General features: G+C 67.9%; 27 protein-coding genes. 18 read left to right on the forward strand and 9 right to left on the reverse strand.

Annotation, left to right across the window (positions count from 1 at the left end; genetic code table 11):
- Nucleotides 1-4 precede the first annotated feature (4 nt).
- A complete protein-coding gene (locus F624_RS33140; RefSeq protein WP_157443266.1) occupies nucleotides 5-1504 on the forward strand; it encodes a fibronectin type III domain-containing protein in 1500 nt (499 codons plus the stop codon).
- A gap of 59 nt (nucleotides 1505-1563) precedes the next feature.
- Here the strand turns inward: F624_RS33140 and F624_RS33865 are convergent, their stop codons facing one another.
- The gene (locus tag F624_RS33865) at nucleotides 1564-1728 is read right to left on the reverse strand and encodes a DUF2256 domain-containing protein (RefSeq protein WP_019572439.1); all 165 of its coding nucleotides are present in this window, start codon (nucleotides 1726-1728) and stop codon (nucleotides 1564-1566) included.
- Between the two features lie 25 nt (nucleotides 1729-1753).
- Complete coding sequence (locus F624_RS0101280; protein WP_031253798.1) at nucleotides 1754-3319, reverse strand: FAD-binding domain-containing protein; 1566 nt, start codon at nucleotides 3317-3319, stop codon at nucleotides 1754-1756.
- Nucleotides 3320-3536: 217 nt separating this feature from the next.
- On the opposite strand from F624_RS0101280, the gene F624_RS0101285 reads away from it, so the two are divergent.
- From F624_RS0101285 to F624_RS0101315, 7 genes are all read left to right on the forward strand, one after another.
- Entirely contained in the window at nucleotides 3537-4232 is a 696-nt protein-coding gene (locus F624_RS0101285; protein WP_031253799.1) for a sll1863 family stress response protein, read from the forward strand.
- A 37-nt stretch (nucleotides 4233-4269) separates the two neighbouring features.
- Nucleotides 4270-5070: a DUF1269 domain-containing protein gene (locus F624_RS33145; protein WP_019572442.1), complete on the forward strand. Its 801-nt coding sequence runs from the start codon at nucleotides 4270-4272 to the stop codon at nucleotides 5068-5070.
- A gap of 30 nt (nucleotides 5071-5100) precedes the next feature.
- Nucleotides 5101-6600, forward strand: coding sequence for an efflux transporter outer membrane subunit (locus tag F624_RS0101295; protein WP_051107266.1), 1500 nt, complete (start codon nucleotides 5101-5103; stop codon nucleotides 6598-6600).
- Nucleotides 6597-7961 (forward strand): efflux RND transporter periplasmic adaptor subunit, encoded by a 1365-nt coding sequence (locus tag F624_RS0101300; protein ID WP_019572444.1) that lies wholly within the window; start codon nucleotides 6597-6599, stop codon nucleotides 7959-7961. Before F624_RS0101295 ends, F624_RS0101300 begins: the two co-directional genes overlap by 4 nt.
- Nucleotides 7958-8710 (forward strand): ABC transporter ATP-binding protein, encoded by a 753-nt coding sequence (locus tag F624_RS0101305; protein ID WP_019572445.1) that lies wholly within the window; start codon nucleotides 7958-7960, stop codon nucleotides 8708-8710. Before F624_RS0101300 ends, F624_RS0101305 begins: the two co-directional genes overlap by 4 nt.
- Nucleotides 8711-9940 (forward strand): ABC transporter permease, encoded by a 1230-nt coding sequence (locus F624_RS0101310; RefSeq protein ID WP_019572446.1) that lies wholly within the window; start codon nucleotides 8711-8713, stop codon nucleotides 9938-9940. It abuts the gene before it with no gap.
- Between the two features lie 69 nt (nucleotides 9941-10009).
- The gene (locus F624_RS0101315) at nucleotides 10010-10558 is read left to right on the forward strand and encodes a flavin reductase family protein (RefSeq protein WP_019572447.1); all 549 of its coding nucleotides are present in this window, start codon (nucleotides 10010-10012) and stop codon (nucleotides 10556-10558) included.
- Nucleotides 10559-10573: 15 nt separating this feature from the next.
- Here the strand turns inward: F624_RS0101315 and F624_RS0101320 are convergent, their stop codons facing one another.
- Complete coding sequence (locus tag F624_RS0101320; protein WP_031253802.1) at nucleotides 10574-11440, reverse strand: LysR family transcriptional regulator; 867 nt, start codon at nucleotides 11438-11440, stop codon at nucleotides 10574-10576.
- A gap of 104 nt (nucleotides 11441-11544) precedes the next feature.
- On the opposite strand from F624_RS0101320, the gene bla reads away from it, so the two are divergent.
- On the forward strand, nucleotides 11545-12447 hold the full coding sequence (gene bla, locus F624_RS0101325; protein WP_043425295.1) for a class A beta-lactamase: 903 nt from the start codon (nucleotides 11545-11547) through the stop codon (nucleotides 12445-12447).
- Nucleotides 12448-12658: 211 nt separating this feature from the next.
- Here the strand turns inward: bla and F624_RS0101330 are convergent, their stop codons facing one another.
- The 4 genes from F624_RS0101330 to F624_RS0101345 are packed head-to-tail and all read right to left on the reverse strand — an operon-like array spanning nucleotide 12659 to nucleotide 16335.
- Nucleotides 12659-13432 carry an ABC-type transport auxiliary lipoprotein family protein gene (locus tag F624_RS0101330; RefSeq protein WP_019572450.1) on the reverse strand — a complete coding sequence of 258 codons (774 nt, stop codon included), beginning with the start codon at nucleotides 13430-13432 and terminating at the stop codon, nucleotides 12659-12661.
- Nucleotides 13429-14340, reverse strand: coding sequence for an MlaD family protein (locus F624_RS0101335; RefSeq protein ID WP_211224124.1), 912 nt, complete (start codon nucleotides 14338-14340; stop codon nucleotides 13429-13431). Before F624_RS0101335 ends, F624_RS0101330 begins: the two co-directional genes overlap by 4 nt.
- A 23-nt stretch (nucleotides 14341-14363) precedes the next feature.
- A complete protein-coding gene (locus tag F624_RS0101340; protein WP_019572452.1) occupies nucleotides 14364-15206 on the reverse strand; it encodes an ABC transporter ATP-binding protein in 843 nt (280 codons plus the stop codon).
- Nucleotide 15207: 1 nt separating this feature from the next.
- Nucleotides 15208-16335, reverse strand: a complete 1128-nt coding sequence (locus tag F624_RS0101345) for an ABC transporter permease (protein WP_031253804.1) — start codon at nucleotides 16333-16335, stop codon at nucleotides 15208-15210.
- A gap of 273 nt (nucleotides 16336-16608) precedes the next feature.
- On the opposite strand from F624_RS0101345, the gene F624_RS0101355 reads away from it, so the two are divergent.
- The 3 genes from F624_RS0101355 (at nucleotide 16609) to F624_RS0101370 (ending at nucleotide 19544) form a co-directional block, all read left to right on the forward strand.
- Nucleotides 16609-16935: a hypothetical protein gene (locus tag F624_RS0101355; RefSeq protein WP_031253805.1), complete on the forward strand. Its 327-nt coding sequence runs from the start codon at nucleotides 16609-16611 to the stop codon at nucleotides 16933-16935.
- A 203-nt stretch (nucleotides 16936-17138) separates the two neighbouring features.
- A complete protein-coding gene (locus F624_RS0101360; RefSeq protein ID WP_019572456.1) occupies nucleotides 17139-18020 on the forward strand; it encodes an ADP-polyphosphate phosphotransferase in 882 nt (293 codons plus the stop codon).
- 369 nt (nucleotides 18021-18389) lie between these two features.
- Nucleotides 18390-19544, forward strand: a complete 1155-nt coding sequence (locus tag F624_RS0101370; RefSeq protein WP_245573532.1) for an alpha/beta fold hydrolase — start codon at nucleotides 18390-18392, stop codon at nucleotides 19542-19544.
- Here the strand turns inward: F624_RS0101370 and F624_RS0101375 are convergent.
- Nucleotides 19510-20841: a PQQ-dependent sugar dehydrogenase gene (locus F624_RS0101375; protein WP_019572459.1), complete on the reverse strand. Its 1332-nt coding sequence runs from the start codon at nucleotides 20839-20841 to the stop codon at nucleotides 19510-19512. The two genes, F624_RS0101370 and F624_RS0101375, sit on opposite strands and share 35 nt — an antisense overlap.
- Nucleotides 20842-20988: 147 nt before the next feature.
- Here F624_RS0101375 and F624_RS0101380 point away from each other — a divergent pair, with 147 nt between their 5' ends.
- Complete coding sequence (locus F624_RS0101380) at nucleotides 20989-21495, forward strand: hypothetical protein (protein WP_031253809.1); 507 nt, start codon at nucleotides 20989-20991, stop codon at nucleotides 21493-21495.
- A gap of 47 nt (nucleotides 21496-21542) precedes the next feature.
- Here F624_RS0101380 and F624_RS36435 read toward each other — a convergent pair whose 3' ends face one another.
- Nucleotides 21543-21680, reverse strand: a complete 138-nt coding sequence (locus F624_RS36435) for a cytochrome c3 family protein (RefSeq protein WP_420536224.1) — start codon at nucleotides 21678-21680, stop codon at nucleotides 21543-21545.
- Between F624_RS36435 and F624_RS0101385 the strand changes: the two genes are divergently transcribed.
- From F624_RS0101385 to F624_RS0101405, 5 genes are all read left to right on the forward strand, one after another.
- Complete coding sequence (locus tag F624_RS0101385) at nucleotides 21633-22157, forward strand: acyloxyacyl hydrolase (RefSeq protein WP_019572461.1); 525 nt, start codon at nucleotides 21633-21635, stop codon at nucleotides 22155-22157. The two genes, F624_RS36435 and F624_RS0101385, sit on opposite strands and share 48 nt — an antisense overlap.
- Before the next feature lie 29 nt (nucleotides 22158-22186).
- On the forward strand, nucleotides 22187-22333 hold the full coding sequence (locus tag F624_RS34605) for a lmo0937 family membrane protein (protein WP_019572462.1): 147 nt from the start codon (nucleotides 22187-22189) through the stop codon (nucleotides 22331-22333).
- Between the two features lie 135 nt (nucleotides 22334-22468).
- Entirely contained in the window at nucleotides 22469-22678 is a 210-nt protein-coding gene (locus tag F624_RS0101395; protein ID WP_019572463.1) for a CsbD family protein, read from the forward strand.
- A 175-nt stretch (nucleotides 22679-22853) separates the two neighbouring features.
- Nucleotides 22854-23747, forward strand: a complete 894-nt coding sequence (locus F624_RS0101400) for a LysR family transcriptional regulator (protein ID WP_019572464.1) — start codon at nucleotides 22854-22856, stop codon at nucleotides 23745-23747.
- A gap of 141 nt (nucleotides 23748-23888) precedes the next feature.
- Nucleotides 23889-25079, forward strand: coding sequence for an MFS transporter (locus F624_RS0101405; protein WP_157443267.1), 1191 nt, complete (start codon nucleotides 23889-23891; stop codon nucleotides 25077-25079).
- Nucleotides 25080-25093 lie beyond the last annotated feature (14 nt).

Here is a 25093-nt window from a genome sequence, read left to right on the forward strand (position 1 = left end):
TTTCATGCACACATTCATCTCCCGCATCCTGGGGCCGGCAAGGCCCCGGTCTTGGCCGCAGGCCACGCACCGGGCGCTGGCCCTTGTTTTAGGCACTGGGCTGGCCGGCCTGTTGAGCGCCTGCGGCGGCGGCCTCGCCCCCGCCACCCTGGCCAAGAGCCAGACCCTGCAGTTCGGCCCGGCGCCCACCCTCATCCTGGGGCAAAGCGCCCAGGTGAGCGCCACCGCCAGCTCGGGCCTGAGTGTCAGCTTCAGCAGCCTGACCCTGGCCGTCTGCCAGGTGCTGGACACCGGGCGGGTCACCGCCCTGAGCACGGGCAGCTGCGTGGTGGCGGCCAACCAGGCTGGCAACGCCGACTACCAGCCGGCACCGCAGCTCACCCAAACCCTGGTGGTGCAGACCCAGGGTCTGGCCGCGCAAAGCATCCGCTTCGGCAGCGCCCCTGCACTCACGCTGGGGGGCAGCGCCACGGTCACGGCGCAGGCCAGTTCGGGCCTGGCCGTGCGCTACGGCAGCCTCACGCCCCAGGTCTGCCGCGTCGACGCCACCAGTGGGCTGGTGCAAGGCCTGGCCCTGGGCACCTGCACCGTCACGGCCGACCAGGCAGGCAACAACCTGTACGCCGCCGCCGCCCAGGTGGCCCAGACCCTGAGCGTGAGCTCTGCCACCTCGGTGGGGCTGCCCGAAGCCCCCACGGGGCTCAAGGCCCGGCTGGGCGCGGATGCGAGCACGGTCGTGATCAGCATCGGTGCTACCGCCAGCGGGGGCTCGCCGATCACGGGCTACCAGGTCAGCTCGGTGCCGGCGGGGCTGAGCGCCAGCGTCAGTGCCAGCGCGTCGCCGATCCAGGTGGCCTGCGGCACGTCTTGCGCTGGCTATGCCTGGGTGGTGAATGCGGTCAATGCGCAGGGCACCGGCCCGGCCTCGGAGCCGGTCCAGGTGATCACCGACTACCAGGTCACCGCCACGTTCTACGAGCCGCAGACCCAGCCCAACAACAGCATCTTCACGGGCAGCTTCAGCTTCAACTCCACCACGCGCAGCGTCTCGGGCCTGAGCGGGCTGCTGACAGAGTCCATGACCGACACCCCCATGACCACCGTGCCCTTGAGCCGCCAGGGCGTGCACTATGCCGACAGCACCGGCACCGGCGTGCTGGTGGGGGCCTTCTACCTGGCCACCAACAACACCTTTGTGGTGGCCCATGGCAACGAAGGCTGGCGCCCCGGCGTGGCCAGCGATGCCCGCTACCACGGCTACCCGGCCGCCGCCAACCCGTCAGCCGGTGGGGTGGGCAACGCCTATGCCCTGGTCTTTGTCAACACCGACGACCCCAGCGTCGCCCTGAGCAGCGCCCAGCTGCAGCAGACGGCTTATGCCGACTGCACGGCCCTGGGCATGATGGGCGCCAGCTGCATGACGGGCACGGCCGCCGCGGTGTACGGCACCGTGGGCACCATGGGGGCTTACCCTCTGTCGCAGGTGGTGGTGCGCAAGCCCTGAGGCTTGGGGCCGCAGGGGCATCGAGACGCCCGGCCGGTGGTCAGGCCCCTGAAGTGCATTCACTGGCCGGGCTGCTTCTTGTTGCGCCGACAGGCCTCGCTGCAATACAGCACCTGCTCCCAGTTCTTGGCCCAGGCCTTGCGCCAGCTCATCGGGCGGCCGCACACCGTGCAGGGTTTGCTGGGCAGGTGGCTTTTGTTGCCTTTGAAGTCCTGGCGGCTCATGGGCGTTGTCTCCCTTTGTTTCTTTTCAAAACAGGCTGCCCTGGGCCGGGTTGGCTGAGGGGCGGGGTGGGGCGCGGCGCTGGCGGGTGGGCTGCTTGCCCGTGGGGGGCAGGCCGCTGCGGCGTGAGCCGTGGCGCGCCTGCACGGCGTCGGCCTCGGCCCGGGCGGCCTCGGTCTGGCGCAGGGCGTAGAGGCGGTCTTTGGCGGCTTTCACGGCCGCCTTGTCGTCCACCACCGGCGCTGGGTAGTCGTGGCCGATGTGGCAGTGGGCCAGCTGCTGCACGCTGGGCGGCATGGCCCAGGGCTGGGCCAGGTAGGGCAGGGGTACCCGGGCCAGCTCGGGCACCCAGCGGCGGATGAACAGGCCTTCGGGGTCCTGGTCTTGCGCCTGCTTGATGGGCGAGTAGATGCGCAAGGTGTTGATGCCGGTGGTGCCGCTTTGCATCTGCAGCTGGCACCAGTGGATGCCAGGTTCAAAGTCGAGGAACTGGCGTGCCAGGAACAGCCCGGTCTCGCGCCAGTGCAGCCACAGGTGGTAGCTGGCAAAGCTCACCAGCATGGCGCGCATGCGAAAGTTGAGCCAGCCCGTGGCTTTGAGCGAGCGCATGCAGGCATCCACCATGGGGTAGCCGGTGAGGCCTTCGCACCAGGCCTCGAAAAGCGTCGGGTTCCAGTCACTTTCGCGCAGGCCGTCGCACACCCGGGCCATGTTGCGCCACTCGATCTCGGGCTCGCTCTCCAGCTTCTGCATGAAGTGGCAGTGCCAGCGCAGGCGCCCGCCAAAGGCCCGCAGGGCCGCCGCGGCCCGTGCGTCGGGGGCGCTCAGAATGGCCTGCTCGGTGGCCTGGTGCACGGTGCGCATCGACACCGTGCCAAAGGCCAGGTGCGGGCTCAGCCGGCTGCAGCCGTGCTCAGCGCTCAGCGGGCTGGAGATGGTGCGCCGGTAGTCGTGACCACGCTCGGCCAGAAAGCTGCGCAGCGTGAGCAGGGCCGCCTGCTCGCCGGCGGGCTGCAGGGTTTGCGCCGGGGCTGGCAGGCCGAGCTCGGCCAGCGTGGGCAAATCGGGTTGGTCGAGTGGGGTGGCGGCGTGAAATCGGCCTGTCAGCCTGAGCCGGGGCGCGTCCATGCGCGCCTGCCAGCGCTGGGCCCAGCCGGCGCGCTGGCGCAGCCCGCGCACCACGCCGGTCTGGGGGTGCTCCTGCCAGCTCACGCCCTGGCCCCGGCACCAGCGCGCCACGGCCAGATCGCGGGTGTACGACCAGCCGGGGCCGGTTTCCTCGTGGCTCAGCAGGTGGCTGAAGCGCAGCGCCTGGTGCAGGGTGGCCAGCACCTCGGTGGCCGAGCCCACCCGCACCAGCAGGGGTAGCCCATGCCGGGCCAGGCCAGCGCGCAGCTCGGCCAGGCAGCCCAGCGTGAAGGCCACATGGCTGGGCGAGCACTCCGGGCTGTGCAGCCACTCGGGCTCGATGATGAACAGCCCCACCGCATCGCCATGGGCCAGGGCTGCCACCAAGGGCGCGTGGTCGGCCAGGCGCAGGTCGCGTTTGAACCACACCAGGGCACGGGATGAAGGCGGGGGCGGCGCAGGCATGGGCCGCACTCTAGCGGCTCCAGGCGCGTGCTTGTGGCGCACCGCGCAATGCCCCCAGGGCGGGCTCGTGCATGACCGCCAGCGGGCCTGCTTGTCACTGCAGCAAGCCACGTGCGCCGTCGTACAGACGCCGCAGGCCCCTGGCCCGCCAAATGGCCTCAGTCCCCACCTCGCAAGCCTGCGCGGTGGGCCCTGCTTCCAACCTCAGGACCTCATCATGTTCCCTACCTCGCTTTCGAAAATTTCCGTCGCCGCCTTGCTTTGCGTGGGCGCCTTCACCCTCTCGCAGCCTGGCCTGGCGCTGGCCCAGGTGGCCGGCAGCACGACCACGATGGACACCCATGTCTCTGAGACAACCCAGGTGGCCATGGGCTGGAGCGTCAAGAAGACCCTCATGGGCAAGACGATCTACAACGATGCGGGCGTCAAGGTCGGCAAGGTCGAAGACCTGATCATCGCGCCGGACCGCAATGTGTCCTACCTCATCGTCGGTGCCGGTGGCTTTGTGGGCATTGGCCGCCATGACGTGGCGATTGCCGTCTCGCAGGTGCAGGACAAGGCCGGCAAGCTGGTGCTGCCCGGCGCCACCAAGGACAGCATCAAGGCCCTGCCCGAGTTCACTTACGCCACCGACACCAGCAAGCGCGACCAGTTTGTGGCGGCAGCCGACCGTGACATCGCCAAGGCCAAGGTCACGCTGAGCGATCTCGAAAAGAAGGCTAGCAATGCCAGCGCCGAAGCCAAGGCCAAGATGGATCTGCAGGTCGCCGCCCTGAAGGAAGACATCCAGTCGGCTGAGGCCAAGCTGGCCGAGCTCAAGCAGGCCTCGGCCGTGCATTGGCGCGATTTTGAGACCAATGTCACCGCTGCCACCCAGCGCCTGCGCAAGTCGGTCGACAAGGCCCTGAGCTGAAACCTGCCCGCCCACCCCAAGCCGAACCGAGGTTCTCATGAACAAACTGCTGGTCGCGATCTTTGACAACGAGGCGGCCGCCGATGCGGGGCTGCAGGCCCTGCGCCACCTGCATGCCGCAGGCGACATCACGCTGTACGGCACGGGGGTGGTGGTCAAGGACGCCACCGGCCGGGTCAGCGTGCGCGCGCCGCATGAGTCGGAGCTGGTCGGCACGGCCACCGGTCTGGCGGTGGGCAGCCTGATCGGCCTGCTGGGCGGGCCGGTGGGCGTGGCCCTGGGCGCTGTCACCGGCACCGTGCTGGGGGCGGTGCGTGACTTCTGGGCCTCGGGCGTGGGGCTGGATTTCATCGAAGACGCTGAGCACAACCTGCAGCCCGGCAAAGTGGCCCTGGTGGCTGAGCTGGAGGAAGAGCGCGTGGCCCCCATCGATGCCGCCCTGGAAGGCCTGGGCGGCCGGGTGAGCCGGCGCAGCCGCAGCGGGGTGGCCCAGGCCCAGTTCGAGCACGACATGGCCAGCCTGAAGTCCGAGATCCGCGAGCTCAAGGCCGAGGCCGGCGCCGCCCGCGGCGACCTCAAGACCCGGCTGCAGGCCCACCTGGCCCAGCTCAATCTGCAGCTTGACACCCTGGTGCACGCCGCCGGCCTGCAGGTGGACCACCTCAAGGAAGAGGCCGACGCCAAGGCCGAATCGCTGCAACAGCAATGGACCGAGTCCAGTGCCGAGGTGCAGCGCACCATCGAAGAGCGCATGCACCGCGTCAAGGGCGGTTACCACAGCCGCGGCCTGCAACTGGCGCAGGCCTGGAACCTGGCCAAGGAAGCGCTCACGCCCTGAGGCGTGCAGCGCAGCCCTCTTTGGCCCCTCATGACCCGAGCACCCCCTTTGCCGCTGCCTCGTTCTAGGAGGCTGAGCCCCAGGCTGCTGCTCAGCATCAGTCTGCTGGCCGGCTGTGCGGCGCCCCAACCGCCGGGGCCGGCGCCCACCGGTCTGCAAGTGCCGCAGGACTGGGCCGATGCCACGGCGCCGCGAGCCGATACCGCAGCACCGCGAGTCGGTGCCAGCGCGCTGGCCGCCTGGTGGGAGCGCTTTCACGACCCGCTGCTGGCCAGCCTGGTGGAAGAGGCCCTGCAGGCCAACACCAGTGTGGAGTCGGGCCGCCAGGCCTGGGCCCAGGCCCGGGCCTTGGCCGAGGTGGCCGCGGCGGGCCTGCGCCCCAGTGTGCAGGCGGTGGCCTCGGCCCAGCGCAACCGGACGGCGGGCAGTGCTGCTGGCGCTGGGGCCAGAACCTTCAACACCCTCGGTGCCGGCTTCGACGCGAGCTGGGAGACCGACCTGTTTCAGCGCCTGCACGCCGCCGCTGCGGCCGCTGTATTGGACGCCCAGGCCAGCCAGGCCGATCTGGGTGCCTTGCAGGTGGCCCTGGCGGCCGAGGTGGCGGTCGACTACATGCAGCTGCGCAGCCTGCAGGCGCGCTGGGCCATCGCCCAGGCCAATGGGCAAAGCCAGCAGAACACCTTGCAGATCACCCGCTGGCGGCAGCAGGCCGGCCTGCTCACGGCCCTGGAGCTGGCACAGGCCCAGACGGCGGCCTTGCAGACCCAGGCCTTGCTGCCGCCACTGGCCAGCGCAGCCACCCAGATGGAGCACAGCCTGGCGGTGCTCACGCACCGCGCTCCCGCGGCCTTGCACCTGCGCCTGAGCCCGCCCGGCGCCACGCTGGCCGCGCCCGAGGCGCTGGTGCTGGCCTTCCCGGCCGAGACCCTGCGCCAGCGCGCCGACGTGCGCGCCGCCGAGCTGCGCGTGGGCGCGGCCTACCAGCGCACGGTGCAGGCCGATGCGGCGCGCTACCCCGATCTGCAGCTCAGCGGCAACCTGGGCCTGAGCGCCCTGGGCTGGGCGGCGCTGGGCCGCAGCTCGGCCGGGGTGTTCGGCCTGCTGGCCAGCGTGAGCGTGCCGGTGCTCGATGGCGGCGCCGCGCGCGCGCAGTTGCGCGCCCAACAGGCCGCCCTGCAACAGGCCGCCGTGCAGTACGACGCCGTGGTGCTGGCGGCCCTGGCCGAAGTGGAGGGCGGTCTGGTGTCGCTGCGCAGCAACCGCGAGCGGCTGCGGGCGCTGCAGGAGGCCGAGCAGGCCGCCAGCCACGCGGCCCGGCTGGCCCGCCAGCGCTTTGCCAGCGGCCTGGTCGACTTTCAGGTGGTGCTGGAGACCCAGCGCAGCGCCTTGCTCACGCAAGACGCCCAGGCCAGCGCCCTGGTGGATCTGCAAACCGACCACGTGCGCCTCTACAAGGCCCTGGGCGGCGGCTGGGAGCCCGCCATGCTCGATCTGAGCCCACCCACCACCCGCACGGGGGCCCGGGGATGACCACGCCAGTCAGCCCACCCGTGGCCCCCTCCATTCCGGCCACCACACCCCCCACCACGCCACCCACCGCCGACATCGACGCGCTGCTGGGCCCGGCCGAGTCCGAGCGCTGGTGGCACCGTTGGCGCCTGGGCTTGGCCGCGCTGGCCCTGCTGGCGGCCGTGGGGGCCGGCTACGCCTGGCACCTGCGCAGCTTGCGGGCGGCCGCACCGGTGTACAGCACCACCCTGGTCCGACGCGGCGAGCTCACGCTCACCGTGGTGGCCAACGGCACCTTGCAGCCCACGCGCTCGTTCAACGTGGGCAGCGAGCTGTCGGGCTCAGTGCTCAAGGTGAACGTGGACGTGAACGACACTGTGCGCAAAGGCCAGGTGCTGATCGAGCTGGACACGGCCAAGCTGCGCGACCAGGTGTTGCGCTCGCAGGCTACCCTGACGGCGGCGCTGGGCAAGGTGGCGCAGACGGCGGCCACCGTGCAGGAGGCGCGTGCCGCCATGGCCCGCCTCGATCAGGTGGCCGCCGCGTCGGGCGGCGAGGTGCCCTCCAAGGCCGAGCTGGACGCGGGCCGTGCCACCCTGGCCCGGGCCGTGGCCGATGACGGCAGCGCCCAGGCCGGCGTGCAGGACGCGCAGGCCGCGCTGTCCACCGACCGCATCAACCTGTCCAAGGCCTCGATCACCGCGCCCACCGATGGCGTGGTGCTGAGCCGCACCGTGGAGCCCGGCAACGCCGTGGCCGCGTCCTTGCAGGCCGTGACCCTGCTCACCCTGGGCGAGAACCTGGCCCACCTGCGCCTGTGGGTGTATGTGGACGAGGCCGATGTGGGCGCGGTCAAGCTGGGGCAGAACGCCACCTTCACCGTCAGCGCCTACCTCAGCCGCAACTACCCGGCCCGCATCACCCGGGTGGGGCAGGGGCCCACGCTGACCGACAACGTGGTCACCTACCTGACCTACCTCGATGTGGACAACACCGACCTCAGCCTGCGCCCGGGCATGACGGCCACGGCCAGCATCGTCGCCCGGCGCCTGAGCCAGGTGCTGCTGGTGCCCAACACCGCGCTGCGTTTCGAGCCTGCCGCCCCTGACGCGTCCGCGGGCAGTGGCCCCGCCAAGCCGGCCACGGCCGTCAGCCTGATCCCGCACATGCCCAGCAGCCGCACCCGGCAGTCGGCAGCCTCGGGCGCCAGCACCGCGCTGGCGCGCCAGGTGTGGGTGCTGAGCCCGGAGCACCCCGACACGCCGGTGGCCGTGGCGGTGACGCCCGGCATCAGCGACGGCCACTTCACCGAGATCACCCAGGGCGAGCTGCGCGAGGGCATGCGCGTGGTGACCGACCAGAAAAAGGCCGCCGAGCCATGAGCGAGCCCGCACTGATCCGGTTGCAGGGCGTCACCAAGCGCTACGGTCAGGGGGCCACCGAGCTGATGGCCCTCAAGGGCATCTCGCTGAGCATCGAGGCCGGCGAGTTCGTGGCCATCATGGGGCCCAGCGGCTCGGGCAAATCCACCGCCATGAACATCCTGGGCTGCCTGGACACCCCCAGCGCAGGCCAATACCTGTTCCGCGGGGCGCATGTCGAGTCGCTCACCCGCGACCAGCGCGCGCGGCTGCGCCGGCGCTACCTGGGCTTTGTGTTCCAGGGCTTCAACCTGTTGGCACGCACCTCGGCGCAAGAGAACGTGGAGCTGCCCCTGCTGTACCGGGGCGACAGCCCGGCCCGCCGGCGCGAGGCCGCGGCCCAGGCCCTGCAGGCCGTGGGCCTGGCCGGGTGGGAGCAGCACATGCCTTCCGAGCTGTCGGGCGGGCAGCAGCAACGCGTGGCGATCGCCCGCGCCATCGCCACCCAGCCTGCGGTGGTGCTGGCCGACGAGCCCACGGGCAACCTCGACACCCAGCGCAGCCACGAGATCATGGGCCTGCTGCTGGCGCTGAACCGCGACCACGGCATCACCGTGCTGATGGTCACCCACGAGCCCGACATGGCGGCCTATGCGCGGCGCATGGTGCATTTTGTGGACGGCCTGGTGGCGCTGGATGCGCCCAACCCGCACCCCACGCTGGCCGCGCCCGCCGGCCTGGCCACGGCCCCGGGCAGCGAGGTGACCTGAATGCTGCTCAGCGTGCTTCTGCTGGCCCTGCGCTCGGTGATGCGCAACATGCTGCGCTCGGGCCTGACCATCCTGGGCATCGTGATCGGCGTGAGCGCGGTGATCACCATGGTGACCCTGGGCCGGGGCGCCACCGTGGCCATTGCCGCCCAGATCACCAGCCTGGGGGCCAATCTGCTGATCGTCAGCCCGGGCCAGCGCGTGCCCGGTGGCGGCGGTGGGGCGGGCGGCGTGCCCCAGTTCACCGAAGAAGATGCGCTGTCCATCCAGTCGCAGATCGGTGGGGTGGCGGCCGTGGCGCCGCAGGGGCGGTTGGCGGTCACCGTGGTGGCCAATGGCCGCAACTGGGCCACCACCGTCAGCGGCAGCAGCAACGAGTGGTTCAGCACCGGCAACTGGCAACTGGCCAGCGGGCGGGTGTTCGAGGACGACGAACAGCGCGCCGGCGCCGCCGTGTGCGTGATCGGTGAGACCGTGCGCCGCGAGCTGTATGGCGGCAGCCCCGGCCTCACCGGCCTGGGCGAGGCCTTGCGGGTGAAGCAGTTCTCGTGCACGGTGGTGGGCATTCTGGCGGCCAAGGGGCAGGGCGGCATGGGCGATCAGGACGACACCGTGCTGCTGCCCCTGCACACGCTGCAGCGCCGCGTCACGGGCAGCCGCAAGGTCAGTACCCTGCTGGTGTCGATGGAAGACGGCAGCGATGCCACCCGGCTCAAGGCCAGCCTGCGCCAGCTGATGCGCGAGCGCCGCCGCCTGGGCGAAAGCGGTGCCGGCGGGCTGGACGACAACTTCAACATCTTCGATACCCAGCAACTGGCCCAGACCCTGGCCAGCACCATGGGCGTGCTGACCCAGCTGCTGGGCGCGGTGGCCGCGGTCAGCCTGTTGGTGGGCGGCATCGGCATCATGAACATCATGCTGGTGAGCGTGACCGAGCGTACTCGCGAGATCGGCCTGCGCCTGGCCGTGGGCGCGCTCGAGCAAGAGGTGCTGCTGCAGTTCCTGATCGAGGCCGTGGTGCTGTCGGCCCTGGGCGGGCTGGTGGGCGTGGTGCTGGCTGTGGGGGCCTCGTTCGGGCTGTCGCGCCTGATGGGGGTGGCCTACGAGTTCGACCTGGGCATCAATGTGCTGGCACTGCTGTTCTCGGCCTTCATCGGGGTGGTGTTTGGCTACTTTCCGGCCCTGCGCGCCGCCCGCATGGACCCCATCGAGGCCTTGCGCCATGAATAGCGACCGCATGGCCGCCAGCCATGCCACCCCCACGGGGCCTCGTCCATCCCACGCCCATGAAGGCACCGCATGCAGACCCTGGACCTGAACACCGCCTTCACCCTGATCGAGCCCGGGCCCGTGGTGCTGATCAGCACGAACGACGGCCAGCGCGACAACCTGATGACGGTGTCGTGGACGATGGTGCTCGAATTCAGTGGGGTGTTTGCGCTCTGCACCGGGGCCTGGAACCACTCCTTCAAGGCCTTGCAGGCCACCCGCGAGTGCGTGATCGCCATCCCCACGGTCGACATGATCGATCAGGTGGTGGGCATCGGCATGTGCTCGGGCGCCGACGCTGGGGTCGACAAATTTGCCCGCTTCGGCCTCACCCGGGCGCCGGCGCGCCATGTGCAGGCGCCCCTGGTGAAGCAGTGCCTGGCCAACATCGAATGCCGCGTCACTGAATTCGTCGCTGCACAGCACATCGTGGTGCTGCAGGCCCTGGTCGCTTACCGCGATACGGCCCGGCAGGAAACGCGCACCCTGCACGCGGTGGGTGACGGCAGCTTTGTGGTCGACGGGCACCGGTTCAACCGGCGCGCCGCCATGGCCGGCAAGCTGCCGCCGGGGGAGTAGGGCCAGACGTCAGGCTCAGCCCTCGGCGCCGATCTGCTGCAGCAGCCATCGGCGGAACTCGGTCATGGCGGTGCTGGGGGTGCGGGATTGCAGGCGGGTGAGCCAGTAGCGGCCCTGCGCGATCTGAAGCTCGAAGGGCTGCGCCAGCCGCCCCTGCTGCAGGTCTGCCGTGAACATCGAGGGCGGCAGCAAGGCCACGCCAAAGCCTTGCACGGCCGCCGATGCCATCGCGAGCGAGGTGTCGAACACGGGGCCCCGCAGGACCGGGGGCGCCAGCCGGGCCGCCGAAAACCAGCTGGGCCACTCGTCTGCACGGTACGAGCGCAGCAGCGTCTCGTTGAGCAGGTCGGCAGGGGTGTGCAGCCGCTGGGCGATGGCTGGCGAGCACACGGGGGTCAGGGGGGCCTCCTGCAAGGGGTCGGCCTGGGTGCCGTGCCAGGAGCCGTCGCCGAAGCGGATGGCAAAGTCCAGCCCTTCTCCTGCCAGGTTGACGCGGTTGTTGTGCGTCATCAGGCGCAGGTCCACAAAGGGGTGGTCGCGCGCGAAATCGGCCAGGCGCGGCATCAGCCAGCCCACGGCATAGGTGCCCACGGCCGCCACCGTCAGCGGCTCGCGCAGGCGCCCCTTCTCGAACTGGCTCAGCACCGCCCCCATGCGCGTGAACGAATCACTCAACAGCGGCAGCAGGGCCTGACCCTCGTCGGTCAGCATCAGGCCCCGGGGCAGGCGGCGAAACAGCGGTGCGCCCAGGCGCTGCTCCAGGTTCTTGACCTGCGCGCTGATGGCCGACTGGGTGACGTTCAGTTCCTGCGCCGCCAGCGTGAAGCTCAGGTGCCGGGCCGACGCTTCAAAAGCGCGTAGGGCGTTCAATGGAAGGTTCATGCCCCAGATTTTCTATGGCTTGGCACCCGAAATCATCGTTTGTCCTGCCAAACCATCGCGCTTAGCATGCCGACACTTTCTCTTCACCCCTTCGAATGAACCGCATGCAAAGACGACATTTCAGCCGCATGGCCCTTGTGTCCACCGCCGCACTGGCCTCTAGACTGGCCAGCGCCCAGACCCTGGCAGGGGCTGGCGCCCAAGCCCAACCCCCAGAAAATACGGGCCAATGGCAGGCCCTGGAGCGCGAAAGCCAGGGCCGCCTGGGCGTTGCGGTGTTCGACACGCAAAGCGGGGCGTGGCTGGGCCACCGGCTCGACGAGCGCTTTGCCATGTGCAGCACCTTCAAGTGGCTGGCCGCCGCCCAGGTGCTGCGCCGGGTGGACCAGGGCCTGGAGCGCCTGGACCGGCGTATCGAATTCGGCCGCGAGGCGCTGCTGCCCTGGTCGCCCGTGACGGAAAAGCACGCGGGCGGTGCCGGCATGACCGTGGGTGAGCTGTGCCATGCCGCCATCACCGTCAGCGACAACGCGGCGGCCAATCTGCTTTTGCGCTCCTTTGGTGGGCCCGAGGGCCTGACCCGCTTTGCCCGGCAACTGGGCGACCCGGTCACCCGCCTGGACCGCTGGGAGCCCGAGCTCAACGAAGCCATCCCGGGCGACCCGCGTGACACCAGCAGCCCGCGGGCCATGGTGGAGCTGCTCAGGCAGGCGGTGCTCGGCCCCGCCCTGTCGGTGGGCAGCCGCCAGCAACTGGCGCAATGGCTGCAAGCCACCCAGACCAACGTCAAACGCCTGGCGGCTGGCCTGCCAGCGTCATGGCGTGTGGGCAGCAAGACCGGCACGGGGGCGCATGGCAGCACCAACGATGTGGGCCTCTACTGGCCGCCAGACCGTGGCCCGATCGTGGTGGCCGTGTTCCTCACGGAATCCAAGGCCAGCCTGGAGGCGCGCGAGGCCGTGCTTGCGCAGGTGGCGCGCCGGGTTCACGGCCTGCGAAGCAGCTGAGCCATTTGGCTGGCAGGGGCTGGTGGTGGCGCAAGACGGTGGTGCACCCCCACGAGCGCTGCAGCGCTCGAATGCAGGCGCTCCGATCGGCGGAGCACCCACCGCCATCGGGCGCGGCATCGCGCCGTGCCTGCAGAGCTTCGATCAGGGGGCCACGGTCGTGCTGGATATCGGCGCCAGTCGCTTCAGGCAAGGGAAGAACGTCCATGCCTCAGGGCAGGGCTTGTGCGCGCTGGGGCTTGTCTTGCGACGGGCGCCGCGAACCGGCGGCCAGGGCGCAGAAATGGGCCAGCTGGGCCATGACGCGCTGAACTGCCTGGTTGGCGGCCACCACCCCGCCATAGGGGTCTTCGCTGGCAGAGGGCACTGTTTCGTCAAACTCCTGCCACGAGAGGACTTGGTGGGTTCTGGTGTCTGACAGCGTGGCCCGCAAGGTGAAGCGTACCTGGCTGGGGCCCTCGCCGAACTGTTCGCCGAACTGCTGCTGCAATCGAAGCACTTCCGTGTCCAGCCTCAGGTCGCCATCCATGTCGCTGTCTGTCGTGCCGACGGCACGGAAACGGTCGGTGCGTTGGAGGCTCGCGATGATCAGGGGCATCAACATTTGGGCCGGCGTGTCCACCCAGTCGGCATGCGCGAAGTGCTCCAGCTGATGAGAGACCCGAACATAGATGATGTGCTGGCTGTCAAAGCCTGGGGCGGCACGCGTCGGGTGGACGATCAGTGCCGGTGCTGCAATAGGTGTGATTGCCGCGCTGGAGGAGGGCGCTGGGTCAGGCGCTGGATCGTGAAACATGCCGCCTGAGACGCCGCCCGAGCTACCCTGCGAGGGGCTGTGCGACTTGCCCCATGGGTCTTCGATCACATAGACCCGTGGTGCGGGCGCGGCCTTGGGTACCAGGGCCCCACAGCCGCTGACCAGGGCCGCGGCCCCCAGGCCCAGCAGCGAGACGACACATCGGCGCAGGATTGATGGGCTGTTCATCGGGACTCCTGTTCGGTGGTGCTTTCCCCAGGGCCATCCGGTACCGGGCTGCGACCCCGGATCAGGCCTGCCGGATCGCGTGCTGTTTGCTCGCTGAGGCGGCGCAGTGAGTTGGTGAGGCTGCTCAACTCGGTCAAGAGGCGCCGGATTTCAGGCAGGGTATTGGCGTCGAAGCGCTGTGCCTCGGCGCCGATGGCCTCGGCGGTCTTGGCAGTCGCCATGCCTGCCCCAGATACCTCGTGGCCCATCTTCTCGATTGCGTCGGCTGCACGGCCAAGGCGTGCAGTGATGGGTTTGAGCTGCTCCGTGAGAGCCGCCGTGTTGCGGGCGGCTTTTCCGGCGCTCACGATGCCCGCGTCAATCACATCCTTGCGGGCGGCCAGTGTGTGGGTCACGATGGCCAGGTTCGTCAGGGTGCTGGTGAGGGCCGCGAGGTTGTGTTGGCTCAGCAAGGCGTCGATGTTGCTGGACGTGTGGTCAAGCTTGGCCAGAACGGTGGTGAGCACGTTCTCGAGCCTGGCACTCAGCGAGGGCTTGGTGCGTATCACCGGGTAGGGCGGTTCGGCCCTGGGTTGCAGAAGCGGTGCGTCGCCGCTGCCTCCGCCCAGCTCGACATAGGCGATGCCTGTCAGCCCCTGCGTCTTCAATACCGCGACGGTGTCGACCTTGATCGGTGTGCCACGTTCGATGGCGAAGGTCAGCTGCACACGCTCCGGATTGGCGGGGTCCAGCTGGATCTTGCTGACCTTTCCCAACTCCACGCCGTTGTATTTCACCGGTGCGTTGAGGTTGAGACCAGCCACGGATTCGCCTTCGATGGCCAGGTAGGTGTCGTACTTCTTTTGCAGCGTTCCGCCCGACGCGATCCACAGCACGCCAGCGATCAGCAGGCTGGTCAGCACCAGCACAAAGACCCCCACGAGGGTGTAGTTCACTTTGGTTTCGATGATGCACTCCCGTTCATGGCCGCCTTGGGGGCTGCGCCCCTGCTGTGGGGCTGTGTTTGAGCAGCACGCGCCCGTGTGCCATCGAAGAACTGCCGTATCGAGGGCACCGCCATCTGCGACAGCTCGGTCATCGAACCCACGCCCTGCACCTTGCCATCGGCCAGCACGGCGACCCGGTCGGCCACCTGCCAAAGCAGGTCCAGGTCATGCGAGACGATGAAGATCGTGATGCCGAACAGATCACGCATTCGCAGGACCAGCTCGTCGATGGCGTCGGCGCTGGCCGGGTCCAGCCCAGCGGTGGGTTCGTCAAGAAACAGCAACTCAGGGTCGAGCACCAGCGCGCGCGCCAGGGCCACCCGTTTCATCATGCCCCCGCTGAGCTCCGAGGGACGTTGCGAGCCCACGTCGGGCGACAGCCCGGTCATGACCAGCTTGGCCATGGCCAACTCATCGATGAGCTGCTTGTCCAGCCGGGTGTGCTCGCGCAGCGGCAGGCCCACGTTTTCGCTCACCGTCAGGGCATCGAACAGCCCTCCGTGCTGGAAGGTCACGCCCAGGCGTTGACGCCACGCAGCCGCCGCGTCGTCGGTCATGGTGGTCAGTTCTTCGCCCAGCACGCGGATCGAGCCGGAATCGGGCTGCTGCAACAGCACGAGCTCGCGCAGCAAGGTGGATTTGCCAGAGCCGCTGCCGCCGATCAAGGCGAAAATCTCCGAGCGATCCACCGTCAGGCTGAGGTCGGTGTGCACCACATGCTTGCCAAAGCGGGTTGACACCTGGCGGATGTCGATCACATGGTCTCGCTGGAGTGATGTGTCGGCCATGTCAGAGATCCAGCGCACTGAAGGCGATGGAGAAAAGTCCATCGGCCACAATGACAAAGAAAATCGCCTGCACAACGCTGCGTGTGGTTTGGCGACCGACGCTGTCGGCCCCTCCCTTCGTGCGAAAGCCTTGATGGCAGCCCACCATGGCGATGATGCCTGCAAAGACTGGCGCCTTGCCTAGGCCGGTGAGCACCGTCGAGGTGACCACCGCCTTGACGAGGCGGTCGAGAAAATCGGTGTTACTGACCCCCAACTGCTGGCGCGCCATGACCATCCCGCCGAAGACACCGAGTCCATCGGCGAACACCGTGAGCAGTGGCAGCGCGATCATCAGCGCAATGACTTTGGGCAACACCAGCATCTCCTGGGGGTTGATGCCCAGCGTGCGCATGGCGTCAATCTCTTCGGTCACCGCCATGGTGCCGATCTGTGCTGCATACGAGGAGCCGGAGCGGCCGGCAACGATGATGGCGGTGATCAAGGGGGCGAACTCGCGCAGCATCGACACCCCCACCAGGTCGGCAACGAAGATGTTGGCCCCGTATTGGCGCAACTGACTGGCGCCTTGGTAAGTCACCACCACGCCGAGTAGAAACGCCAGCAGCCCCACAATCGGCAAGGCATCGAAGCCTGCGGTGCGGATGTTGAACAGCACCGGGCGCCATCGAAGCCGCTTGGGATGGGCCAGGCTGCGGGCGAGGCTGACCGTCACCTCCCCCACGAAGCTCAGCAGGCTGGCGGCTTCTTCTGCAGTCGAGACGGCGCTGCGCCCCATCTGCTGGAGGACGCTGAGCGTTGGCTGGACTGGGGGTGCTGGATGCACCGCCTGTTCTGCATAGAGGCGTGACACGGCTTCCAGCAGCCTGGCAAAGCGCTCTTCAAGATGCACGACCTGGCAGGTCACACCGCCGTCGTGCGTGCTTTGCAGCAAGCGCTGCACCAGCCACGCCCCCGCTGTGTCGAAGGCGCTGATGCCTGCACCATCGATGACCACGGTGGTGCCTGCGGCCCATATCAGCGTGTCCAGACCTGGCGCGATGTTCCCCAGACCTGACGCCGTCCACGCGCCACTGAGGACGACGGTTTGCGGCGACGCTTGGGTGTAGGCAGCTGGTGTTGCAGGCATCAGGCTGCTATTGCGGTGACACGAAGCCGGCGCTGTCCGCGACGGGCCTCGGGGTCTCGATGGCCAGGGGTTTCATGGCGACCATGCTGGCAGCTTGTTGAGCCCGGCTCCGTTCACTATCGAACAGATCCCGCGTGTGTGCCGCCTTTAGTCTCGCGTTTGACACCACGCAGTCGTTTTGAACTGGAACAGCCATGAGATTGGCCTTCTGTGGACGCTCGATGTCCAAGACAAGACCTTGTCCTGCTCCTTCATTTTTCAAGGATGGAAAAGATGCCTCAAAAGACCTGGAGCGCCAAGCGTGAACGCCAATACCAACACATCAAAAAAAGCCGGCTCGAGCGGGGCGACCCCACGCCCCTGGCCGAGGAGATTGCGGCACGTGTCGTGAACAAGGAGCGGGCACAACACGGCGAGTCGATGACGGCCAGTGCATCGTCGCTGGACGACATGTCGTCCAGCCGGCGTGGCGGACTGCACTCCCACCAAGGACCGGGTGGCCGCACCTTGCAGCAATTGCGAAATGAGGCCCGCCAGCGCGGCATCAAGGGGCGTTCATTGATGAACAAGGCGCAGCTTGAAGCGGCCCTGCTGCGGTGAAGGTGCGATGAAGGTGCTGGGCACTTGCGCTCCTGCATGAGGTGGCCTCCTTGTCTATGGGGACCGTATTCACCGCGCACAGAACTGCGCCGAAGTCTGGCATCACCCAGGGCCCGAGAGGGGCATCGCCCTGTGTCCGAAAGAACGTCGGGACGGGTGCTTGACCGTTCCGATTCATCGCGTCGACCTACCAGAGCAGCTCAATGAAACCCCATCTCGACGTCAGTGCCTTCATCGCCAAGCCAGGTGTCGCCATCACGCTCTCGGACTGGGCCACCCGTGTTCCCGACATCTGCCGTGGCAAAGCCGCCTACCGACGGTTGATGGAGGTCCATGTGGCTGGCCTCAGCCGGCTACAGGACCTTTTGTACGCCTCGAACCAATACGCCGTGCTTTTGATCTTTCAGGCCTTGGACGCGGCTGGCAAGGATGGAGCAATCAAACATGTGATGTCGGGGGTCAATCCTCAGGGCTGCCAGGTTTTCAGTTTCAAACACCCGAGTCAGGCCGAGCTGCAACATGACTTCCTGTGGCGCACCACCCGCGATCTACCCGAACGTGGGCGCATCGGGATCTTCAATCGCTCGTATTACGAAGAGGTGTTGATCACCCGAGTGCACCCCCAGATCTTGCGCAGTGAAGGCCTGCCGAGCCCTGGAAAACATGAAGAAAAAACATGGCGCCAGCGTTACCAGTCCATCCGCAATCTGGAGCGCCACCTGGACCGCAATGGTTTGAAGATCCTGAAATTCTTCTTGCACATCTCACCAGAGGAGCAGAAAAAGCGGCTGCTTGAACGGATCGACCTGCCCGAAAAAAACTGGAAGTTCAGTGCTGCCGATGTGCGCGAGCGCGGCTATTGGAAGCAGTACATGAAAGCCTATGGTCAATGCATCAGCGCCACCAGCACCCGCCATGCGCCTTGGCATATCGTGCCCGCCGACGACAAGAACACTGCGCACTTGATCGTCTCGCGCATCGTCCTGAACCTCCTTGAATCACTTCCTATGCACTACCCGGCCTTGAATGCGGACAGATCGCGGGAGTTGCAGCTTCTGAGAGATCGGCTGGTGCAAGCTCAATAGAGGGCCCGCCGCAGAGGCGGCTGCGTCGATCTGCCCACGCTGTGTTGCACCGGTGGAGCGCCATCACCCCACCGGGATCGCTGGGTCCTGGGCACCAAGCTCTCCGACACCTTGTGGTCCGCCAAGATGGCGACTCTGATGCCAGGCAGTGCCGCCTGCATCAAGAAATTGGCAGGCATCGACAAGCTGACTCGTAAAAATGTGCCCATCGCCGTCCAATGGGTGCAAGAGCACGGCATCCACAGTCATTGATTTTGGTGCTGGCCGGCTGAGGCCAGCCGCCGCACCGGCAGCTTGACGGACTGTGTTCTACCGAACCGACGGTACACCCAGGGAGCGCCACGATGAGCGCCTACTCAGGAGTGTTCCATGTGCCCATCCCAAGCCCCTTTTGCCAGCCCACCTCCCCAGGAGGCTTCTGTCGACGAAGACATGGTCGAACAGGCGCGCCCGGGGCACGGCATCCCTTCGCAAGATCCGAATCCGGCCGCACAAATGCCTTTGTTGCCGGCCGAGGCCGAGCGTGAGGCCGGTTCGGCACTCGCAGGCGGTGGCATGGTGGCCGGCGCCGCTGTGGGCGGGGCCGTGGGGGGAGCGGTCGGAGGGCCGGTCGGCGCCGTGGTCGGCGTCACCGTGGGGGCTGTGATGGGCGCCTTGGGGGGTGGCGCGGCCGGTGCCATCGCCAGCGCAGAGGGCGTTGCCCCAGCCGCAGCCCCCGGGGTGGATGTGCGCTTGCACATGGAGGACAGCGGCGGCGAGGGGCGGGCAGTGGTCTTGATCCACGGCTGGCCCTTGTCGGCCGAGGCCTGGGCACCACAGGTCTCGGTGTTGCGCGCCGCCGGCTACCGCGTGGTGACCTACGACCGGCGGGGCTTTGGGCGCTCCGACAAGCCCGCCACGGGCTATGACTACGACACGCTGGCCGACGATCTGCAGCGGGTGCTCGACGCCTGCGATTTGCGGGAGGTGAGCCTGGTGGGCTTTTCGATGGGGGGCGGTGAAGTGGCGCGCTACATCGGCCGCTTTGGTGAATCCCGCCTGCACAGCGTGGTGTTTGCCGCCGCAGTGCCGCCCTACCTGTTGAAGACGGCAGACAACCCGCAGGGCCCCCTCACGCCCGAGGCCGCGCGGCTCGCCATCCAGGCCTTGACGGGCGATCGTGCCGCCTACTTTGAGCAGTTCACCCGCCACTTCTATTCGGCCCATGGCGTCTTGCTGGCCACCGAGGCCCAGCGCGCCGAAGCGCTGCGGCTGTGCCAGCAGTCGTCCCAGGTGGCGGCACTGGCCTGCATGGAGGCGTTCGGCAGCACCGACTTTCGCCGGGACCTGAGCCGGGTGTCGGTGCCCACGCTGGTGATCCACGGCGAGGCCGATGCCATCGTGCCGATTGAAGCCTCGGGTGAACTCACCCACCGGGCCGTGCCGCACAGCCTGATGGTCAGGGTGCTGGGTGCGCCGCACGGGCTCAATGCCACGCACCCGAAGCTGTTCAACGACGCGTTGCTGGACTTTCTGAAGCGCTGACCCGCCAGACCACATTGCCCACGTCGTCGGCCACCAGCAGTGCGCCTTGCCGGTCAATGGCCACGCCCACCGGGCGGCCATAGGCCCCGCCCTCGCCATCCAGAAAACCGGTCAGCACCGCCAGGGGTGGCGCTCCCGAGGGGCGTGCGCCGTCGAAGGGCACAAAGATCACCTGGTAGCCGCTGTGCGGGCGGCGGTTCCACGAACCGTGCTGGCCGATGAACATGCCCTGGGCAAACCGGCCTGGCAGGCGGTTGCCCTCGGCCGCTGCCAAGCCCAGCGAGGCGGTGTGCGGCCCCAGCGCGTAGTCGGGCACCAGGGCGCTGGCCACCCGTTCGGGGGCCTGGGGCTGCACGCGTTCGTCGAGGTGCTGGCCGAAGTAGCTGTAGGGCCAGCCGTAAAAGCCGCCGTCCCGCACCGAGTTCAGGTAGTCGGGCACCAGGTCGCTGCCGATCTCGTCACGTTCGTTGACCACCGTCCACAGCACGCCATCGCTGGCCCAGGCCATGCCATTGGGGTTGCGCAGGCCGCTGGCGAAAACGCGGTGCGTGCCGCTGGCCAGGTCCAGCTCCCAGATGGCGGCGCGCCCGTCTTCGGCGGCCATGCCGTTCTCGGCCACATTGCTGTTGGAGCCCACGCTCACGTAGAGCTTGCGGCCATCGGCGCTGGCCAGCAGGTTCTTGGTCCAATGGTGGTTGATGGGGCCGGCCGGCAGCTTGGCCACCAGCTCGCCTGGGGCGCTGATCTGGGTCTGCCCCGGCGTGTAGGGAAAGCGCAGCACCGCATCGGTGTTGGCCACATACAGGTGCTGGCCCAGCAGCACCATGCCGAACGGTGCGTTGAGACCGGTCAGAAAGGCATGGCGTTCATCGGCCACGCCGCGGCCCTGGTTGTCGCGCAGCAGGGTGATGCGGTTGGCGCTGGGTGCCGCGGCCCCGGCCCGCTTCATCACCAGGCGGGCCACCGCCCCCTTGAGGCCCGGGCTGTCATCGGGCCGCGCCGGCGCATTGGTCTCGGCCACCAGCACATCGCCGTTGGGCAGCACCAGCAACCAGCGGGGGTGGTCCAGGCCACGGGCAAAAGCCGCCACCCGCGTGCCCTCGGCGGCCTGGGGCGTCACACCCGCCGGCCAACCCCGGGCGGGGGCGATGTTCAAGGTCGGGAGCAGCGTGGGGTGGGGCGCCACCCAGCGCGGGTGCGGCCCGGTGCCTTCGGCCACGGTGAGCAAGGCGGTGTCACCACAGGCGGCCAGCCACAGGCTGCTGGCACTGAGCAAGGCAAGGCGCACGGTTTTCATCTGAGACTCCTGGTGGGCATGGGCTTTTGGGCACGCTGGCCCGGAGGGTACCCATTGTCTGGCCAGGTCGCCCAGTCTGCCTGTGTGTGAACGCACAGATGCCGCCTGCGGCCCGGCAGACCATGGGGCCACCCTGAGGAACACACCATGACACAGCTTGCTCCCAATCCCCTTGCCAATCCCCTTGCCGGTGCGCCCAGCGCTCAGCCCGCCAGCCCCGCTGAGAGCGGGGCGGCGGGCCGGGTCGCGCTCATCGACGCCGAGGCGGCCAGTGCCCTGCCCACCTCGTTCGGGGTTTTCAAACCGGTGGGGCATGTGATGGTGGGCCTTCCCGCACAGGGGCCACTCGATGCTTTGGTGGCTGGGCTGCATGACGCGGGATGGCCTGCCGTGGCCTTGCGCCAGTTCTCACCCACGGAAAGCGCGGCCGAGTTTCAGGCCATGGTCGACAACGCAGGCGTGCTGGCAGGGCTGGGCTATGAGATCCATATGCTGGAGCGCTACATTCAACTCGACCAGGACGGCTACCGCTGGCTGCTGGTGCAGGTGGACGATGCGGAGCACGCCGAGTCTGCTGCTGAAATCGCCCGCGGCTGCGGTGCCACCCTGGCGGTCTACTACCGAACCCTGGCGGTGCAAGACCTGATCGGCTGAGCGGGCAGATCTGTGCGCCGGCGCACTGACGCAGTCAGCGGCGGGGGCTAGGCTGGCGCATGCCTGTCCCAACACCCCTTGCACACTGTCGGTTCTGGCGCTCGCAGCGCCTTGCCAAGCTTGCTGCGCGGGGGCTTGTGGCACTGTGTTGGGGATGGATTGCCCAGGCCCCGGCCATCGCCCAGGAGGACGGCGTGGGGTCACTGGGGGCCTACAGCCTGCAACTGGGAACGGCCCGCCATGCGTCCCGCCTGGGCCTCAACTGGGAAACGGCGCCCTGGTGGGTCTTGCCGGGTGACGCCCGGCATGGCGCCTGGACGGCGGTCTCGGAATTCGGCGTCGCCCGGTGGGGCGCCCATGGCGATCTCGTACCTGCCTCGGTCTGGCAACTCAGCGTCACACCGCTGTTTCGCTACTGGTCGGTAGATCAGCCAGGTCTTTTTTGGGAGGCCGGCATTGGCGTGAGCGCATTTCGCCATACCCACTTGCCGGGTGACGCCATCAGCACAGCTTTTCAGTTTGGTGATCACCTGGGCCTGGGCTACCAACTGAGTGGCCACCACCGCATCGGCGTTCGCCTGTCCCACTTCTCGAATGCGGGCATCAAGGCACCCAACCCAGGCCTGACGCTGCTTCAATTCACCTACACCTATCTGCCTTGAGGCACTCACCCGATCCAAAGGAAACTCTCATGCTTCAAACCATCGCCATCATCTTGCTCGTGCTGTGGGTTCTGGGCCTGATCACCTCGACCACACTGGGTGGATTCATCCACGTTTTACTGGTGATCGCCATCGTGCTGTTTCTGTTTCGCGTGCTGGGAAGCGCGGGCCGCTAGCAGCCGGGTGCCCGGGTTGGGGCAGCTTGGTGCTCCAGTGCACTGACATCGTCTGCGCATAGGAGCACGCTGTGGATGTGCTCTTCATGTTGAAGGCACGGTGCAGATGGAATCCTACCCATCGGAGAAATAACCATGATCAACAAAGACCAGATTGCAGGCGCCGCCAAAACAGCGCTGGGCAAAACCCAGGTGGCCGCCGGCAAGGCGGTTGACGACAAGTCGTTGCAGGCCAAGGGTCTGAAGAACCAGGTCAAGGGAAGCCTGCAGGCCCGCAAGGGCGACGCCATCGAGGCGGTGGATGACGCAGCCAAGGCCGTGAAGTCCGAGGTGGGTGGCCCCTGAGCGCTGGCCAGCTGCCGGGCGCTTGGCACAGGCTTCAAGCAGGCCGGTGCCCGGCTTCGTGTCAGTCGGGCGTGGGAGGAGGTCGTAGGAAGTGGTTGTGGAAGGTAGTCTTGGACGGTGTTCGTGGAAGGTGGCTTCCCGCAAAATACGCGTTTGCTGCCCACCGACCCTCCCCATGACCCGACATGCCATCAGCGATCTTCTGGCGTTCCTGGCCGTTGCCCAGGAGCGCAGCTTCACACGTGCCGCAGCCAAGCTCGGGGTCTCGCAATCGGCCCTCAGCCACACCGTGCGCGCGCTGGAGACCCGTCTTGGCGTGCGCCTGCTGACACGTACCACGCGCAGTGTCTCGCCCACCGAGGCCGGCGAGCGCCTGATGGCCACGGTGGCGCCGCGTCTGCAAGAGATCGAGGAAGAGGTGCAGGCCGTCAGCGATCTCGGCGACAAGGTGAGTGGCACCATCCGCATCACTGCGATCGACCATGTGGTTGACAGCCTCATCTGGCCCCGGCTGGCGCCATTGCTCCACGCCTACCCCGACCTCAAGGTAGAGGTCAGCTCAGACTACCGCATGGTGGACATCGTGGCCGAGCGCTTCGACATCGGCGTGCGCTGGGGTGACCAGGTGGCCCGCGACATGATTGCCGTGCGCCTGGCCCCCGACATGCCCATGCACATCGTGGCCAGCCCGAGCCATGTGGCCCAGTGCGGGATACCCCTGGAGCCGGCAGACCTGCTGCAGCACAACTGCATCACCTTGCGCCTGGCGAGCAGTGGCGGCGTGTATGCCTGGGAGCTTTGTCAGGGCGAACGCCAGATCCAGGCCAGGGTGAGCGGACAGGCCACCTTCAATGGCGCCTACCAGATGCTGAACGCGGCGCTGGTGGGGGTGGGGCTGGCTTTTCTGCCGCAAGACCTGGTGGCCGAGCACCTGGCCAGCGGGCGCCTGGTCAGCCTGATGCGCGACTGGTGCCCGGTTTTTCCGGGGCTGCATGCCTACTACCCGAGCCGCCGGCAATCGTCCAGGGCCTTGCGGCTGGTGATCGAGGCGATCCGCCTGCCGCTCTGAGGGGCCGCTACCAGCAGAGTGACGCGGCCCACCCCACTCATGAGTGGGGTTCATGAGGCCATGCGGCGGTGGCCGTCTAGTGCACAGCCCTGGCAGGTTCTAGAGTACGCGGCCGATGACCTGGCCCGTGGCCGCACTCTCATGCACTCTCAGATCTCCTCTCTTGAACAGACCCCGACACGGCCTCGCGATGCCTGGAGCGCGGTGGGGTCCATGACGCTGTGCGTCGCCATGCTGATCGCGTCGGAATTCATGCCGGTGAGTCTGCTCACGCCGATGGCCGCAGACCTGCACGCCACCGAGGGCTTGCTGGGGCAGGCCATTGCCATCTCTGGTTTGTTGGCGGTGGCCACCAGTCTCTTCATCGCGACCGTGGCCAGCCGGTTGGACCGCCGCCATGTGCTGATCGGCCTGACGGCTGTGATGGTCCTCTCGCTGGGCCTGATGGCCGAGGCCCCCGATTTCGGGCTGCTGATGCTGGCGCGTGCCTTGTTGGGCATCACCATCGGCGGGTTCTGGTCGCTGGCCACGGCGACCGTGATGCAACTGGTGTCGCCGGCCCAGGTGCCTCGAGCACTGGGCCTGATGTACATGGGCAACGCGGCGGCGACGGCGCTGGCGGCCCCGGTGGGCAGCTACCTGGGGGGCGTGGTGGGCTGGCGCGGGGTCTTCTGGCTGTTGGTGCCGGTGGGGGTGCTCACCTTGCTTTGGCAGGCCTTGGCCCTGCCCAGCATGCCGGCCACCCGGTCCATTCCGGCCTCCCGGGTGTTGGGCCTGCTCAAGCGCCCGCATGTGCGTACCGCCGTCATGGCCTCCATGCTGACCTTCGCCGGCGCATTTGCAGCGTTCACCTATTTGCGGCCCTTTCTTGAAACCCGCACCCATGTGTCGGTCACGGAGCTGTCCGTGCTCTTGTTGATCCTGGGGGCCGCAGGTTTTGTCGGCACCTCGGGCGCCACGGTGCTGCTGTCGCGCTGGCTGTACCCTTTGCTGTGGGCCTGCCCCCTGCTGCTGGGGCTGGTCACCCTGGGCCTGATCGAACTGGCCCCGGTGGTCTGGATGACCGCTGCTGGCCTGGCGTGCTGGGGGGCGTTGAACGCGGCCGTCCCGGTGGCCTGGTTCAACTGGCTGGCCCAGGAGGTGCAGGATGAACCCGAGGCCGGTGGCGGCCTGATGGTGGCGTCCATCCAGATGGCCATCATGGCGGGTGCCGGGCTGGGTGGGGCGCTGCTAGACCATGGGTCGGTCAATGCCACCTTTGTAGGAGGTGCGGCACTGTTGTTGGCGGCCACGTTGGTGGCTGCCTCGCGCCGTCGGCTTCAAGCGGTTTGAGGCAAGGCAGCGAA

Source organism: Curvibacter lanceolatus ATCC 14669, from assembly GCF_000381265.1.
In the GTDB taxonomy this organism is placed as follows: Bacteria; Pseudomonadota; Gammaproteobacteria; order Burkholderiales; family Burkholderiaceae_C; genus Curvibacter; species Curvibacter lanceolatus.